The organism is Peribacillus sp. ACCC06369 (assembly GCF_030348945.1).
In the GTDB taxonomy this organism is placed as follows: domain Bacteria; phylum Bacillota; class Bacilli; order Bacillales; family DSM-1321; genus Peribacillus.
In genome coordinates this window covers 2,889,957-2,905,462 of the sequence record NZ_JAUCEN010000002.1, presented here as the reverse complement: position 1 = coordinate 2,905,462, position 15,506 = coordinate 2,889,957, and the positions used below count along the sequence as shown (strand labels likewise).

At 40.8% G+C, this 15,506-nt stretch carries 13 protein-coding genes; 11 read left to right on the top strand and 2 right to left on the bottom strand.

Going from position 1 to position 15,506, the window contains the following annotated elements; translation table 11 throughout:
* The first annotated feature begins 12 nt into the window (after window positions 1-12).
* From allD to QUF78_RS14860, 7 genes are all read left to right on the top strand, one after another.
* Window positions 13-1,023: an ureidoglycolate dehydrogenase gene (gene allD, locus QUF78_RS14890; RefSeq protein WP_289325270.1), complete on the top strand. Its 1,011-nt coding sequence runs from the start codon at window positions 13-15 to the stop codon at window positions 1,021-1,023.
* A 9-nt stretch (window positions 1,024-1,032) separates the two neighbouring features.
* Window positions 1,033-2,052, top strand: a complete 1,020-nt coding sequence (locus tag QUF78_RS14885; protein ID WP_289325269.1) for a zinc-binding alcohol dehydrogenase family protein — start codon at window positions 1,033-1,035, stop codon at window positions 2,050-2,052.
* 13 nt (window positions 2,053-2,065) lie between these two features.
* Window positions 2,066-2,686 (top strand): bifunctional 2-keto-4-hydroxyglutarate aldolase/2-keto-3-deoxy-6-phosphogluconate aldolase, encoded by a 621-nt coding sequence (locus QUF78_RS14880; protein WP_289325268.1) that lies wholly within the window; start codon window positions 2,066-2,068, stop codon window positions 2,684-2,686.
* A 12-nt stretch (window positions 2,687-2,698) separates the two neighbouring features.
* Window positions 2,699-3,775 (top strand): mannonate dehydratase, encoded by a 1,077-nt coding sequence (uxuA, locus tag QUF78_RS14875; protein WP_289325267.1) that lies wholly within the window; start codon window positions 2,699-2,701, stop codon window positions 3,773-3,775.
* On the top strand, window positions 3,772-4,608 hold the full coding sequence (locus QUF78_RS14870; RefSeq protein WP_289325266.1) for an SDR family oxidoreductase: 837 nt from the start codon (window positions 3,772-3,774) through the stop codon (window positions 4,606-4,608). Before uxuA ends, QUF78_RS14870 begins: the two co-directional genes overlap by 4 nt.
* Before the next feature lie 204 nt (window positions 4,609-4,812).
* Entirely contained in the window at window positions 4,813-5,814 is a 1,002-nt protein-coding gene (locus tag QUF78_RS14865) for a LacI family DNA-binding transcriptional regulator (protein ID WP_289316211.1), read from the top strand.
* A 157-nt stretch (window positions 5,815-5,971) separates the two neighbouring features.
* Window positions 5,972-7,213, top strand: a complete 1,242-nt coding sequence (locus QUF78_RS14860) for an MFS transporter (RefSeq protein ID WP_289325265.1) — start codon at window positions 5,972-5,974, stop codon at window positions 7,211-7,213.
* Window positions 7,214-7,321: 108 nt separating this feature from the next.
* Here QUF78_RS14860 and QUF78_RS14855 read toward each other — a convergent pair whose 3' ends face one another.
* On the bottom strand, window positions 7,322-8,191 hold the full coding sequence (locus QUF78_RS14855) for an AraC family transcriptional regulator (RefSeq protein WP_289325264.1): 870 nt from the start codon (window positions 8,189-8,191) through the stop codon (window positions 7,322-7,324).
* A 199-nt stretch (window positions 8,192-8,390) separates the two neighbouring features.
* Here QUF78_RS14855 and QUF78_RS14850 point away from each other — a divergent pair, with 199 nt between their 5' ends.
* The 4 genes from QUF78_RS14850 to QUF78_RS14835 all read left to right on the top strand — a co-directional run bounded on the left by QUF78_RS14850 (window position 8,391) and on the right by QUF78_RS14835 (window position 13,537).
* Entirely contained in the window at window positions 8,391-9,896 is a 1,506-nt protein-coding gene (locus tag QUF78_RS14850; RefSeq protein WP_289325263.1) for a UxaA family hydrolase, read from the top strand.
* Between the two features lie 31 nt (window positions 9,897-9,927).
* Window positions 9,928-10,941: a zinc-binding alcohol dehydrogenase family protein gene (locus QUF78_RS14845; RefSeq protein WP_289325262.1), complete on the top strand. Its 1,014-nt coding sequence runs from the start codon at window positions 9,928-9,930 to the stop codon at window positions 10,939-10,941.
* 83 nt (window positions 10,942-11,024) lie between these two features.
* On the top strand, window positions 11,025-12,512 hold the full coding sequence (locus QUF78_RS14840) for a tagaturonate reductase (protein WP_289325261.1): 1,488 nt from the start codon (window positions 11,025-11,027) through the stop codon (window positions 12,510-12,512).
* 320 nt (window positions 12,513-12,832) lie between these two features.
* Window positions 12,833-13,537: a TerC family protein gene (locus tag QUF78_RS14835; RefSeq protein WP_289325260.1), complete on the top strand. Its 705-nt coding sequence runs from the start codon at window positions 12,833-12,835 to the stop codon at window positions 13,535-13,537.
* Between the two features lie 241 nt (window positions 13,538-13,778).
* On the opposite strand, the gene QUF78_RS14830 is transcribed toward QUF78_RS14835, so the two are convergent.
* Window positions 13,779-15,260, bottom strand: coding sequence for an aldehyde dehydrogenase family protein (locus QUF78_RS14830; protein ID WP_289325259.1), 1,482 nt, complete (start codon window positions 15,258-15,260; stop codon window positions 13,779-13,781).
* Between the last annotated feature and the right edge of the window lie 246 nt (window positions 15,261-15,506).

Below are 15,506 nucleotides of genomic sequence, written 5' to 3'. Positions count from 1 at the left end.
TGAGGGGATAAAATGACAACAGTAACGATACAAGCTGAGGAAGCAAAACGATTAGTCATAAAACAACTGACCAAAGTGGGTTTAAATGAAGAAAATGCCGGAAAAATCGCGGAGGTATTGGTTCATGCCGATCTAAGAAATGTCAATTCCCATGGTGTTTTGCGAACGGAGCATTATGTAAACCGTTTACTGGCAGGAGGTATAAATCCCGATGCACAGATTTCCTACCAAAAGACAGGGCCTGTTACCGGTGTGGTTGATGGAGATGATGGATTTGGGCATGTCATTGGCGAAGTGGCCATGGACCATGCGATTGAAATGGCTCGGAATAATGGAGTGGGCATGGTGACTGTTTTTAATAGCAGCCATTGCGGAGCACTAAGCTATTTCGTTCAAAAAGCCACTGATGCAAAGTTGATAGGCATTGCGATGTCACATACCGATAAAATTGTGGTCCCTTTTGGAGGAAAAACCTCATTTCTTGGTACAAACCCAATCGCTTATGGAGTTCCTGCTAAAACAAAGAAACCCTTTATCCTTGATATGGCAACTTCCCATGTTGCATGGGGGAAAATCCTTCAGGCGCGTGAAGAAGAAAAGGAAATCCCTGAAGGATGGGGAGTGGATGAAAATGGAGCTGCGGTCACAGACCCAAATAAAGTCGTTTCCCTTTCAACTTTCGGCGGCCCGAAAGGCTATGGTCTATCCGTAATTGTAGATGTGTTTTCTGGATTATTGGCAGGCGCGGCATTTGGTCCGCACATTGGGAAAATGTATGACGATCTTGATAAGAAACGGAAGCTGGGACACTATTTTTGTGTAATTAATCCTTCGTTCTTTACGGATACCGATATATTTTTAGGACAAATGGATCATATGATTGAAGAACTGCAACAGGTTGAACCTGCTCCAGGATTCGAACGCGTATATGTACCGGGTGAGATTGAACAAATCAATGAAGAAAAAAACCTGAAACAAGGTATAACGATAGCTGCAAGTGTTTATGAATTTCTTACAAAGTAGGTGGAAGAAATGAAAGCGGTTCAAGTACGTAAAGCTCATGAGCTTATCATTCAAGAAGTGGAAAAACCCCGGATTTCGAACTCAACGGATGTACTTGTGAAAGTAAAAAGAGTCGGGATCTGTGGATCGGATATGCATATTTACCATGGTACGAATCCCCTTGCAACTCTGCCGCGGGTAGTTGGGCATGAGGTAGCGGGAGAAGTTGTGGAGATAGGTCAAGGTGTCGCGGGCATAAAAGTGGGGGACCACGTTGTTATTGAGCCAATCAGTTATTGTGGGGAGTGTTACGCTTGCCGTAAAGGTCGCCAAAATGTTTGTGAAAAACTGTCCGTTTTTGGCGTGCATGAAGATGGTGGGATGAGGGAATGGTTCGTCCTTCCCGAGAAACAATTACATGTTGTGGATTCCGCTTTAACTTGGGAAGAAATAGTATTGGCTGAGCCTTATACAATTGGCGCACAGGCCGTTTGGAGAGGCGAAGTGGAGGAAGGGGAAACAGTGCTTATCCAAGGAGCAGGCCCTATTGGGATTTGCATATTAAAGATGGCAAAGCTTCAAGGTGCATCAGTGATGATCACGGATTTAAGTGATGAGCGTTTGGAATTCGCTAAAGTAAGCGGCGCCGATATTACCGTCCATGCGGGAAAAGAAGATGTTCAAAAGCGAGTACAGGAATGGACGAAGGGCGAAGGGGCCAACGTCGTCATTGATGCAGTATGCTTGCCGATGACATTTGAATTGTCATTCGATGTCGTATCAACGGCTGGCCGGATTGTCGTACTGGGTTTTGATGAACGTCCTGCATCCGTTTCCCAGCTGCCAATCACTAAAAAGGAAGTATCGGTAAAAGGATCTAGATTGCAAACCAACCAGTTCCCAAAAGTGGTCAAGCTGTTAAATGAAGGCAGACTAAGACATGAAGGTTTAGTTACCCATACATTTTCACTCGATGATATCCAAGAGGCATTTAATTTTGTTGAAAATCATCCAGAACAAGTTCGAAAAGCGATCATCGTTTTTAATTAAGGGGGTATGAGTTATGGATAAACATTCAATTATTCATCGAATAATGGAAACGAAAGTAGTGGCTGTTATCCGTGGGCAAGATGCAGGGGAGGCAGTAAAACTTTCGAAAGCAGCTGTGGATGGCGGTGTTCGGGCAATAGAATTGACTTACACAACTCCGGGAATTGAAGAAGCTTTCAAAGAATTGCAGAATACGAATGCACTTTTAGGAGCAGGCTCGGTACTGGATTCTGAAACGGCACGACATGCGATTTTAGCTGGTGCCAATTTTATCGTCAGTCCCTATTTTGTCAATGGTGTTGCTGAGCTTTGTAATCGATATGGCATTCCCTATATGCCTGGTTGCATGACAGTTAGAGAAATGGCTATGGCATTGGAAGCAGGTTGTGATGTTATAAAATTATTTCCGGCAAACCATTTTGAACCTTCTTTCATCAAGTCGGTTAATGGTCCCCTGCCCAATGTAAGGATCATGCCAACGGGCGGAATTAATTTGGACAATATGAAGGACTGGCTGAATGCAGGCGCGGTATCAATCGGTATCGGCAGTGACTTGAACAAAGCCTATAAGAATGGCGGCTATGAGGCAGCAGTGGAGTTAAGCAGAAAATACATGCAGAAAATTGCGGAATGATGGAGGTGCATGATGAACATTACATTTAGATGGTACGGGAAAGACAATGATACTGTTTCATTGGAGCACATTAAACAGATTCCTGGAGTGAAAGGGATTGTCTGGGCACTACACCAAAAACCTGTTGGTGAGGTATGGGAAAAGGAAGAAATTAAAGAAGAAATCGAGTATATCCAATCATTTGGTTTTCACACGGATGTCGTGGAGAGTGTAAATGTCCATGAATCGATAAAATTGGGTAACGAAGATCGCATGATATATATAGAGAAATACAAAGAGACGATTCGCAATCTTTCGGAAGCTGGTGTGAAAGTCATTTGTTATAACTTCATGCCGATCTTTGATTGGACTCGGACGGAAATGTTCCATCCTTTGGAAGATGGCTCAACTGCCTTATTTTATGAAAAGGCGAAAGTGGATACGTTAGATCCGCAAGATTTAATTCGTACTGTAACCGAAGCTTCAGATTTAACTTTACCCGGTTGGGAACCCGAAAAGATGGATCAAATTTCTGAATTATTCGAAGCTTACAAGGCTGTGGACGAGGAGCAGCTATGGGCGAATCTTGAAATATTCCTTAAAGAAATATTACCTGTTGCCGAGGCTTGCGGTATAAAAATGGCAATACATCCTGATGATCCGCCATGGTCCATTTTTGGCTTGCCAAGAATCATCACCGGAGAATCGAGTTATGAAAAACTGATCTCGATTTCGGATTCGCCGTCGAATGCGTTTACCATGTGTACAGGCTCGATGGGGGCAAACCCAAAAAATGATATGGTCCAAGTAGCTAAAAAGTATGCAAACCGTGCACCTTTCTCCCATATACGCAATGTGAAGATTTATGAAAACGGTGACTTTGTGGAAACGTCCCATCATACTCAAGATGGTTCCATCAATATACAGGGTGTTGTGGAAGAATTGAATAAGCAAAATTATACGGGTTATGTCAGACCGGACCACGGCCGCCATATTTGGGGAGAAGTTTGCCGCCCAGGTTACGGTTTATATGACAGAGCACTGGGAATCATGTATTTGCTAGGTTTATGGGATGCATATGAAGCTACTAAATTAGGTGAAAAATCATGATTCCCATCCATGAAAACCTAACAAACAGGGTAGCGGTAATCACTGGAGGCAGTGGTGTATTATGTTCCAAAATGGCTGTGGAATTGGCCCGTCATGGTGTCAAGGTAGCGATATTGAATAGAACCGCTGAAAAAGGGCAAGAAGTGGTCGAACTCATTGAACAATCTGGGGGCGCTGCGATATCCATCGCGACAGACGTTTTGGATAGAACTTCATTGGAGAATGCAAGGGAGAAAATAATAGAAACATTCGGTAGAGTTGATCTATTAATAAATGGAGCGGGAGGCAATCACCCTGATGCCATTACAGCTCCAGAGAAATATGGGGAAGAAGCGGAAGGAAAATCCTTTTTTGATTTGGATGAAAATGGTTTCTCTCAAGTTTTTGCCAGCAATTTCACCGGTACATTTTTGGCCAGTCAGGTTTTTGGAAAAGAGTTATTGCAAGTGGAAGCACCAGTTATCGTAAACGTATCTTCCATGAGCTCCTACGCTCCAATGACTAAAGTACCAGCATATAGTGCTGCCAAAGCTTCGATAAATAATTTCACCATGTGGATGGCTGTCCATTTTGCCGAAGAGGGTTTACGAGTGAATGCCATTGCTCCGGGATTCTTTTTGACGAAGCAAAACCGGGATCTGTTGCTTAACGAAGATGGGAGCATGACAAAAAGGTCTAATAAAATCATTACCGCGACACCAATGAAGCGTTTTGGTCAGCCTGAAGATTTACTCGGTACTTTGCTGTGGCTCGTTGATGAATCCTATTCGGGTTTTGTCACGGGAATAACGGTACCTGTCGATGGGGGCTTCATGGCATACTCAGGCGTCTGAATTCAGTTCCAAAAAAAACAATCAAGTGACCGATTGTACATTAATTCAATTAGTTCGAGGGTAAGGGAAATTGACTTTTTTACTGCATCAGAAGGTGATTGTAAAGCTTTACTAATTATAATAAAATATTCCTTATATAAATAAGCCATATTGTTTTATGGCTTTAGGCAGAGAAATGAAAAAACACGACAGGAATGAATGAAAATGAAAACCATTACAATTACTGATGTCGCCAATCACGCGAAAGTATCAAAAAGCACGGTTTCCCAATACCTGAACAAGCGATACGAATATATGAGTGAAAAAACCAGGAAAAAAATTGAAGAAACTATAGAAGAGTTAAATTATCAGCCTAATATAATTGCGCGCAGTTTAAAACAAAAATCCACTTTTACAGTTGGGGTAGTGGTTGCCAACATCCTTCATACGTTTTCAACGCAAGTTATTAGAGCTATAGAAAACTACTTTTATGAACAAGGGTTCCATATTATCGTATGCAATGCAGATGATAATCCTGAAAAGGAAAAAAATTATATTGAAATGCTAAGAGCTAAACAAGTGGATGGGATCATCATTTTTCCCACAGGGGATAATCTGGATTTATATAAACGGATGAAGAGTGATCAATTCCCGATTGTTTTCATGGATAGGACGATCGAGGAATTAAATATTGCAACAGTCATGCTCGATAATCACCTTGCTTCCAAGTTAGCCATTGATCGGTTTGTTGAAAGGGGTTTTGAAAACATTGCAATCATGACCACTTCAATAATACGCGATATCAGTCCCCGAATCGAACGGATCCAAGGGTACAAGGATTCACTCGCGTCACATGGGATACCATTTAATTCTGAATATATTAAAACAGTGAACGTAGATGAAATCCCGAATGCACTTTCAGAATTTTTCGAATTGGAAAAGCCGCCTCAAGCCATATTGGCAGGAAATGATATCGTCCTTAATGAGGTATTGCGTTATATGAAACAGCACGAAATCAACATACCTGATGACATAGCGGTCATAGGAATCGATGATGTACCGTATGCCAGTTTCTATACACCGACCATCACAACGGTTAATCAGCCAGCCATTGAAATGGCCAACTTGGCAGCAGAGTTACTGCTTAGTCAAATCAATAAAACAGGAAATGAGGATACAAGTGTCCATCGCTTGAAACCGACTTTGCTTTCAAGGAATTCTTGTTAGAACCGGATGTAAGAATTCCCGTGAAAAAGAAAGCGCTTAATTGCGGGAATTCTAAACCGATTTAGTTATAGGTCATATAGGCTTTACTCTTGGTTATTAAATGGAAACGTTTCCAAAAATGCGTCTGCATTTATTGAAGCGTATAGGGGGGTACTTTATGTTTTCAAATGGTAGAGGAATGGTCATCGTTTTCTTGTTCTTGGCAGGGGTAATAAATTATCTGGACCGATCTGCACTGTCCATTGCGGCTCCGTTCATCCAAGATGATTTATCTTTAACTGCAACACAGATGGGAATTATCTTTAGTAGCTTTTCTGTTGGATATGCCATCTTCAACTTCCTTGGAGGAATGGCGTCCGATAGATGGGGTGCGAAGCTAACGCTTTTTGTTGCGATGATCGTTTGGTCTTTATTCAGTGGTGCACTTGTACTTGCTGTCGGTTTTGCGAGTATGATAGTCATCCGCATACTGTTTGGGATGGGCGAAGGTCCTCTTTCGGCAACAATCAATAAAATGGTTAATAACTGGTTCCCAGCGAATCAGCGGGCATCTATCGTTGGTTTAACGAATAGCGGGACACCGCTTGGTGGCGCAATTGCAGGTCCAATAGTTGGATTTATTGCGATCTCATATGGATGGAGAGTTTCTTTCATTGCCATTATGGTGATTGGTCTTATATGGGCGATTTGCTGGTGGAAATTCATTAAAGAAAAACCAGAAGAGTCAAAAGAACAGAAACTTACGGGGAAATCTTATGTAGCGGCAACATCGGAAGAAAAGGTGAAATTCACCTTTTATTTAAAACAAAAAACGGTTTTATTTACAGCTCTAGCCTTTTTTTCTTACAACTATATTCTCTTCTTTTTCTTAACTTGGTTCCCAAGCTATTTGGTGGATGCACGTGGCCTAAGTGTAGAAAATATGAGTATCATTACAGTGATTCCTTGGATTTTTGGATTCATCGGACTTGCTTTGGGTGGATTCGTGTCGGATTTCTTTTTTAAAAAATTCGCTCAAAAAGGTGTTTTATTCTCACGTAAGCTCGTACTTGTAACATGTTTGTTCTTATCGGCGGTATGTATCGGTTTTGCCGGACTTGTATCCACAACGCTCAGTGCGGTTACACTTGTCGCACTTTCCGTCTTCTTTCTATATTTGACTGGTGCCATTTACTGGGCAATCGTCAACGATGTTGTCGACCCTGGTAATGTTGGATCTGTTGGAGGCTTTATGCATTTCTTGGCAAATACAGCAGGAATTATCGGACCGACTTTAACAGGATATATTGTCGATACCTCAGGCACATACACAGTTGCATTCTTACTTGCAGGTGGATTGGCCATCGTTGCATCGCTTGCAGTCATCCGTTTTGTACAACCGATAGGAAAGCCTGCGTAATAGATTGTTAGAATGGAAGTGTCTCCCAAAGGAAATATCAAGGGAAGACACTTCCATTTTTAATTGATCGATATTTTTCCATGTTTATCAGACATGAATTTTACCATCCTAGCCCATACGATTTTCTTTGCGAAATGCAGCAGGTGTCTTATCATTGTATTTTTTAAAGGTACGATAAAATTGGGGCATGCTTTCAAAACCACACATTTCAGCAATATTGGCAATGGTGTGATTCGTTTCCAGTAATAGTTCCTTTGCCTTGATGATCCTTTTCGTATTTAAATACACGATTAGCCCAATTCCAGTCGTTTCCTTAAAAACTCTGCTGAAATGAGCGGGACTGACCAATGCTTTGTGTGCAAGTACCGTCAAAGATAATGGTTCACCCAAATGGTCATTAATATAAATTAAGATATCTTTGATCCATTCTGAACTATAGCTTTTGCCCTCAGTAAAATCTTGTTTGTCATTTATCCGGGTACGGTATAAATCAAGTATGATTTGGTGAACGACCAGTAAACAAGCATGTCTCGAACCCATTGAATGGCTAGTTGACTCTTGCAGGATGAGTTGGAGCTGTTCTTCAATCTTTACTTGTTTCTTATGCGGCAAGGATATTTTATAATTCTTACTCTTTTTTGTTAGGTCAAACAAATGTAAATATGAAAAAGAATCATCAACCATATCTTTATATATTAATGTTGGACTGAAAAAGATAATGGTGGAGGTAACAGGATTGTCCTTGTTGGGTAATGCTCTATGAATGGTATTATTCGGGATCAGGAATACATCCCCTTGCTGCATATCATAAAACACATCACCGATAAAAAAGGTCCCATTACCGTTATAAACATAAACAATTTCATAATGGTCGTGCATATGATCTGACAATTCAGTCTGAGGACTTTTAGTATCTTGATAGACAAAAGAAAATGGGAAGAGTAAATCATGTTCTAATGGATTATGGGTTTTTTTCATTTCGTTCAGCTCCTGAAAGTATAATACAACAAGAATGAGTATATTTATAGCAAAATATGCAATTTATATTTCAAATATTGATGTTAAAATGATAATAGATTCAATAGAAAGTATATTTAAACACAAAAATGAAAGGGCTTTCTAAACGTATTGACGTTTGCTCTTTGAACGTCATCACCCATGATAAGGAGGGGACAAAATGAATAAATTTGTTCAATTGCATTCAAATGATGATGTGGTTATTTCCTTGGAGGAGATTCATAAAGGACAGAGCCTCCAGATTCAAACAGAAGACAGCGGTATGATCCATATAAAGGCAAGTGATGACATTCCTAAAGGGCATAAGATGTCAGTGAAACCGGTAAAACGAGGGGGGGACGTAATCAAATTTGGCTACTCGATCGGAAAAGCTAAAGAAGATATCTCCATAGGGGATTGGGTTCACACCCATAATCTAGCATCCGGTTTGCAGGGTATATTGGATTATTCCTATAAACCTAGCATTCAAGATACAGAAGAGCCAAGTCAAAATCATACCTTCCAAGGATTTATCCGTGAAAATGGGGAAGTGGGTATCCGGAATGAAATCTGGATCATCAACACGGTCGGTTGCATCAATAAAACATGTGAAGTTCTAGCTAAAATGGGCAATGAGCAGTTTAAAGATCGCCAAATTGATGGGGTTCATAATTTTTCCCATCCCTACGGTTGTTCTCAATTAGGAGATGATTTGACCCATACCCAAAAGCTATTAGCGGCCTTGGCTCAACATCCGAATGCAGCCGGAGTTTTGGTTGTAGGATTGGGATGTGAGAACAATCAAATCGAGGCATTTAAAGAAGTAATAGGCGAATTTCCTCCAAATCGAATTAAATTTTTAAAAGCCCAAGAGGTTGATGATGAATTAGAGATCGGCTTACGTTTAATGGGAGAATTAGTGGAATATGCGGAAGGGTTCGTACGAATGCCCGTACCGGTTTCAAAGTTGAAAATAGGCTTGAAGTGCGGGGGTTCCGATGGTTTTTCAGGCATTACCGCTAATCCATTGGTTGGTGCGGTTTCCGACCTTATAGTAGAACAAGGCGGTACCACGATATTGACAGAGGTTCCTGAGATGTTTGGAGCGGAAACGATATTAATGAACAGGGCAAAGGATGAAGAAACCTTTAATAAAATCGTTGGCCTTATTAATGATTTCAAACAGTATTTCATTCGCCATGATCAGGAAATTTATGAAAACCCTTCACCTGGAAACAAGGAGGGCGGCATAAGTACACTGGAGGAAAAATCACTTGGATGCACGCAAAAAGGGGGCCATGCCACTGTAGTGGATGTAAGCCCATATGGTGAACGAGTAGTGAAGTATGGATTGAATTTGATCAATGCTCCCGGGAATGACCTGATTTCGGTGACGGCCTTGGCAGCAGCGGGCGCACATATCGTTCTATTCACCACAGGAAGGGGAACACCTTTTGGCGGTCCGGTGCCAACTGTAAAAATAGCTACGAATTCAGAATTGGCCGATCGTAAAAAGCACTGGATTGATTATAATGCAGGGCGGTTAATTGAAGGTCAAAAGATCGATGAATTAAAGGACGATTTATTCCAATACATCCTTGAACTTTCATCCGGTAAAAAGAAAACGAATAATGAAAAATTCGGTTATAAGGAGATAAGCATTTTTAAAGAAGGAGTCATTCTTTAATACATATCTCATAAAAAAGGAGTGTTAATCAGTGAAGACTATCGTTTGTGAACAACCTTTTGAATTTAAGATGATCGTGTCGGAAAAACCAGTTCCAAACCCGGGGGAAGCTTTGATTCGTGTGCGGCGCATAGGAATATGCGGTACTGATATTCATGCATATGGAGGTAATCAACCCTTTTTTAGCTATCCTCGAATACTTGGCCATGAACTATCCGGTTATATTGAATCCCTACCGGAGAACGCATCAGGATTGAATGTCGGGGATCAAGTATCAATCATTCCCTATATGGAATGTGGAAAATGCATCGCATGCAGAAATGGAAAAACGAATTGCTGTACGGATATGAAAGTGTTGGGTGTACATAAGGAAGGCGGTATGTGTGAATGGATTACGGTTCCTTATGATCATTTGGTGAAAACCGAGGGTCTTACACTTGACCAATCGGCAATGATAGAGCCTTTAAGTATAGGGGCCCACGCGGTCAGACGGGCTGCTATTCATAAAGGGGAATTTGCACTTGTAATTGGTGCTGGTCCAATTGGTTTGGGAGTCATGGCATTCGCTAAGGAACAGGGTGCGAAGGTGATCGCAATGGATGTAAATGATGAACGCCTTGCGTTTGCTGGCAAATGGGCAAATGTCGATTATTCTTTGAACGTATTGGAGAATCCAATGGAGAAATTAGCTGAATTGACAAATGGAGATATGCCCAGCGTCGTATTTGATGCGACAGGTAATGCTAAATCAATGATGGATTCATTTAAATTCCCTGCTCACGGCGGAAGATTGATATATGTAGGTTTGGTTAAAGCGGATATTTCCTTTAATGATCCTGAATTCCACAGTAAAGAGCTTACATTAATGGGAAGCCGTAATGCAACAAGGGTTGACTTTGACTATGTCGTAAATACGCTGAAAAATGATAAGTTGGATATGAGTCAGTATATTACACACCGCACACATATGGATGAAATGATCAATCAGTTTGAAGGGTGGTTAACTCCTGAAGCTAAAGTGATCAAGGCCATTGTTGAAATATAAGTTTAAGGTTTCAGGTCTTAAGGACTACCACTTGAAATTGTATTCCGAATTGGATATTCCTATGAGAAAGGAGTTTTTTGGTCATGTACATGAATAAAGGTCACCTGAAGAGTCTGAGTAAAGATACAAAAGCTGTCCAAAATCAACATATGATGGATTTTCCCATAAAGGTATTGCAGATTGGGGAGGGGAATTTTCTCCGCGGCTTCTTTGATTGGATGATATATGAATGTAATAAACAAGGCCATTTCCTGGGAAGTATTGCTGTTACCCAGCCTCGTCCCGCTGGAAAAGGGAAAATAGAGGAACTAAAGCGGCAAGATGGACTGTATACATTACTGTTAAGGGGTTTCCACCAAGGTGAGAAAGTGGAACATCCAGAGATCATTTCTGTTTTTTCAAAGGTAATTGATCCTTATGATGAATGGATGGAATTTTTAACATTATCCGAAAACCCTGCATTGGAATTTGTAGTTTCCAACACGACCGAAGCAGGAATCAAATATCAGCCGATTCCTTTGGAAGAAGGAGTGCCGATTGAATCTTTTCCAGGAAAACTGACTGCATTTTTATATCGGCGTTATCTGCATTTCAACGGTGATGCGGAAAAAGGACTCATCATGCTACCTTGTGAGCTTTTAGAGAGAAATGGTGATTCATTGAAGGAATGTGTTCTCAAGCATGGCAGTGATTGGGGTTTACCAAAGCCATTCATGGAGTGGGTGGACCAGGACAACCTATTTTTAAACTCGCTTGTAGACCGTATCGTAACAGGATTCCCGGCTAATGAGTCGGAAAAACTATTTGAGGAATGGGAATATAAGGATACTCTCCTAAATACGGCTGAACCCTATCATTTATGGGCTATTGAAGGTGACCCTTCTATTGATGAACGTCTACCTTTACAAAAAGCCGGATTAAATGTGCGTTGGGTTAAAGATTTAGTACCTTATCAAATGAGAAAAGTACGGATTCTTAATGGTTCACATACCTTGATGGCTCCTCTAGGCATTTTATCTGGATTGGTAGAAGTAAAACAGGCAATCGATCATCCGGATTTCTACAGATACTTGAGCATGGCCATCGAAGAGGAAATAATCCCTACATTACCTTTTGCTCATAATGAGATGATGCTATATGGGAAAAGCGTTCTTGAACGATTTATGAATCCCTATGTACATCACCTCCTTGCCGATATTTCGCTGAATAGCATTTCGAAATTCAGGGTTCGTCTCCTGCCAACTTTAGAGGAATATTATAAGGCGAAAGGTAGCCTGCCTGACTGCATCGTACGAGGTTTTTCGGGCCTGATCCGATTTTATAAGGTTTACGAAGTGAATGGGAATTATATAGGTAAAAGCTTTACGGGTAAAGAATATGTCGTTAAAGACGATATAAAGACAATTGAATTTTTTAGGGAACATTGGCTTCGTTATGAGAGTGGAGATATTTCACTTTTACAATTGATAGAGGCCATCTTAAGTAATCAATATCTATGGGGGAAGGATTTGGGTTATATCAAAAACCTAGGAAACGAATTATGCCTAAAACTAGCTGGGATGATTGACTGATATTATCCGTTGAAAGGTGATGGGCTAGGTAAAGTTCATGAATATTATTCCAATCTCTTATTTTTTACTTTATTTTATTTGTATTTTTGGTATACTGGATTAGTGATATTTTTTCTTGGTAGATTCCTAAGGGAAGATATCAAAAGAATTACATATTCTTTATTCCCGTGAAGGGGAGTAGCGTCAGGGATAACCTGAAATAAAGTCGTCATTACGTGGGATTCCACCGGCTTTATTGGCCTAATTCATTTAGTGCTTAGCGAGACCTTTGCCATAAATGGCAGAGGTCTCTTTATTTTTGTATAAAGGAGGAAAATGTGTTGGATTTTTTAACAGGTGAATTTATTTCAGGACTTTTAGCGATCATTATGATAGATTTGGTTCTTGCCGGTGATAATGCGATCCTTATTGGATTGGCTGCAAGAAAGCTTCCAAAAGATCAGCAAAAAAAGGTGATAATATGGGGAGCGGTCGGGGCAATAGTGATAAGGATCATCGCAACGCTGCTGGTTGTTTGGCTCTTAGAGGTGCCAGGACTGCATTTAATAGGGGGATTACTTCTTGTATGGATTGCTTATAAGCTCCTTATCGATGAAGAAGAACATGATTTGAAGCCTGCAGACTCTATGTGGGCTGCCATAAAAACTATCATTATTGCAGATGCATTGATGGGATTGGACAATGTCCTAGCGGTTGCAGGTGCTTCTCATGGTAACTTCACTTTAGTGGTGATCGGTTTACTTGTATCAATTCCAGTAGTGATGTATGGAAGCACTTTGATCCTGAAACTGATCGAACGCTTCCCATTCATCATAATAATTGGTGCGGGAATACTAGGCTGGACAGCTTCTAAAATGATCGTAGCTGAACCTTTCATGCAAGACTACTTTGCAAATCCCTTCATTAAATATGGATTTGAAGCAATAGTGGTAATTGGAATCCTGGTTGCCGGGATTTCAAGACAGAAAAATATCGAAAAAGAAAAAGCAAACAGAGAAAAAATGCAAATCGAACGTAATGGATAATTAGCCTAAAGAGACCTTTCGAAAATGAAAGGTCTCTTCTTTTTGTCTAGAATAAGTTACCAAAACAAGGAAAGGGTGTCAAAAGTCCGGACTTTGGACACCCTTTTGCGAATATTTAAAGGAAACGAAAACAGGCTCTAATGTCTTTATTAATACATGAATTGAATGAGTGACTAATTCCCAATATCCAGATGCATTTCAATTGCAATGTCTGAGCCAAATGGAGCGATCATTCTTTTTGTTAGTTTAAGTTAATCCATACACTTTTAACTTCCGTATAATTATCCAATGCATAACTGCCCATTTCCCGACCGATTCCACTTTGTTTATAACCACCAAATGGAGAAGCTGCATCAAAGGCGTTATAACAGTTTACCCAAACTGTACCTGCCTTTAATTCATTAGCCACATAATGGGCTTTTTTTACATCTTGTGTCCATAAACCAGCGGCCAATCCATATTCAGAGTTATTTGCACGGTTTATCACATCGTCCAAATCGTCAAAAGGCATGGCAGCTACAACAGGACCGAAGATTTCTTCTTTAGCGATTGTCATTTCATCTTCAACACCTGCAAATATTGTAGGTGCTACAAAATAACCCTCACCTTGTCCGTAATTGCCCCCTGTAACCACTTCAGCTCCTTCAGACTTCCCTTTTTCAATATAACTGCCCACTCTTTCCAGTTGTTCACTGGATACCAATGGCCCTATCTGGGTTGATGGATCAAGACCGGCCCCTTGTTTAATATTTTTTGCGTGGGACACTAAGTCAGCTACCACGTTATCATAGGATTTCTTCTGAATGTACAGTCGGGAACCGGCACAGCAAACTTGTCCTTGATTAAACATGATGCCCATCAAAGCACCAGGAATGGCTTTACTCATATCTGCATCCGGTAAAATGATATTAGGTGATTTCCCACCTAGTTCCAACGAGATTTTTTTCACAGTGCCCGAAGCTTGACGCATGATCATTTTCCCTACTGAGGTTGAACCGGTAAAGGCAATTTTATCGACATCAGGATGGTCTACAAGCGGTGATCCTGCTGTTTCCCCGAATCCAGGTATGACATTAAGAACACCAGGAGGAAAACCGGCTTCAAGCGCCAATTGCCCTAAATATAATGCTGAAAGCGGCGTTTGCTCCGCTGGTTTTAAAACGATCGTACATCCGGTTGCAAGGGCTGCACCTAATTTCCATGCTGCCATAAGAAGGGGGAAATTCCAAGGGATGATTTGTCCTACCACTCCAACTGCTTCATGACGGGTATAATTAAAGTAATTTCCTGCAACAGGAATTGTTTGACCCACTATCTTAGTGGTCCATCCAGCATAATAACGGAAGTGATCAATGGCGAGGGGGACGTCGGCATTAGTGGTTTCACCAATTGGCTTACCATTATCCAGGGTATCTAATTGTGCTAACGCTTCTTTATGATCCTCCATTAGGTCCGCTAACTTATAAATGAGGCGACTGCGTTCCGATGCACTCATTTTTTTCCAGGGCCCGTTGTCGAAAGCCTTGCGGGCTGCTTTGACTGCTTTATCTACATCTTCTGGTCCTGCTTCACTCACAATGGCCAGAACCTTCCCATTTGAAGGATCGAGAGTCTCAAAGGTTTTTCCTGAAGCAGCTTCCACCAATTCCCCATTGATCAATAGCTTTTTAGTGCCCTTTAAGAATTCTTGCACTCGCGGATTAAGTTTAATAGTTTGTTCCATGTATAATACCCCTTTTCATATTAAAGTTCGATCATGAAAATCTGTCCGGACAATTGCGTTCTCTAAGTAAATGGATCAGGCATATGCTTATGTCTTCAATAAGAATTTCCCATTGGCTGATCTGTTGCATAAGGAAAACACTACCCAACGGAATACAGGGCTTTCGACTTACTTGGTTCTTTCCCCCCTTATCAAAAAGGAATCAATTACTCATCATGTAATTATGCAAGACTTATGCCAATAATA

Bases quoted from the DNA above. Each gene is read 5' to 3' on its own strand.
- allD (WP_289325270.1), top strand. From the start codon at position 13: ATGACAACAGTAACGATACAAGCTGAGGAAGCAAAACGATTAGTCATA.
- QUF78_RS14865 (WP_289316211.1), top strand. From the start codon at position 4,813: ATGAAAACCATTACAATTACTGATGTCGCCAATCACGCGAAAGTATCA.
- QUF78_RS14880 (WP_289325268.1), top strand. From the start codon at position 2,066: ATGGATAAACATTCAATTATTCATCGAATAATGGAAACGAAAGTAGTG.
- uxuA (WP_289325267.1), top strand. From the start codon at position 2,699: ATGAACATTACATTTAGATGGTACGGGAAAGACAATGATACTGTTTCA.
- QUF78_RS14860 (WP_289325265.1), top strand. From the start codon at position 5,972: ATGTTTTCAAATGGTAGAGGAATGGTCATCGTTTTCTTGTTCTTGGCA.
- QUF78_RS14870 (WP_289325266.1), top strand. From the start codon at position 3,772: ATGATTCCCATCCATGAAAACCTAACAAACAGGGTAGCGGTAATCACT.
- QUF78_RS14840 (WP_289325261.1), top strand. From the start codon at position 11,025: ATGTACATGAATAAAGGTCACCTGAAGAGTCTGAGTAAAGATACAAAA.
- QUF78_RS14855 (WP_289325264.1), bottom strand. From the start codon at position 8,191: ATGAAAAAAACCCATAATCCATTAGAACATGATTTACTCTTCCCATTT.
- QUF78_RS14830 (WP_289325259.1), bottom strand. From the start codon at position 15,260: ATGGAACAAACTATTAAACTTAATCCGCGAGTGCAAGAATTCTTAAAG.
- QUF78_RS14850 (WP_289325263.1), top strand. From the start codon at position 8,391: ATGAATAAATTTGTTCAATTGCATTCAAATGATGATGTGGTTATTTCC.
- QUF78_RS14885 (WP_289325269.1), top strand. From the start codon at position 1,033: ATGAAAGCGGTTCAAGTACGTAAAGCTCATGAGCTTATCATTCAAGAA.